The sequence below is a fragment of the Pontimicrobium sp. MEBiC01747 genome (assembly GCF_053601635.1).
Map to the genome: position 1 here is coordinate 1 of NZ_JBSHNS010000253.1, position 414 is coordinate 414.

General features: G+C 25.8%; 1 protein-coding gene. It reads left to right on the forward strand.

Annotation, left to right across the window (positions count from 1 at the left end; translation table 11 throughout):
* Positions 1-312 (forward strand): hypothetical protein (locus ACVC2P_RS08125; RefSeq protein ID WP_452597979.1); only part of this gene is annotated, 312 nt, incomplete at its 5' end.
* Between the last annotated feature and the right edge of the window lie 102 nt (positions 313-414).

Here is a 414-nt window from a genome sequence, read left to right on the forward strand (position 1 = left end):
GGAATAAAAGAACTAGATGAAGATAAAGTAAAAACATCTGTAGAAATTTTTGGATTACAAAGAAGTCAGTTACATAAAGATAGAAAAGAGAAATGGCAATTAATACAAAGCCAAATCATTAGAATTAAAGAAAATTACGAAGACTATTTAGAAACTTCAAAACCTAAATACTTAGAGCGTTTAAAACGAGAATTTAAAGAACTAAAACGCTACAAAAATAAAGAACAAGAACACTTAGGAGTTGCTCGTTTTGTTATTAGACAAGAAATGGAAGCACTTAGAGAAATACTAGTTAAACTTAAAGAAGTATGAGGCTTAAAAAACTATATGTTATAATTAGGAATTAATCAATTTCAAAATTAATAGAAAATTAAATCTTTACAGAATATATTCTGTATTTAAAGCAAAGGGCTA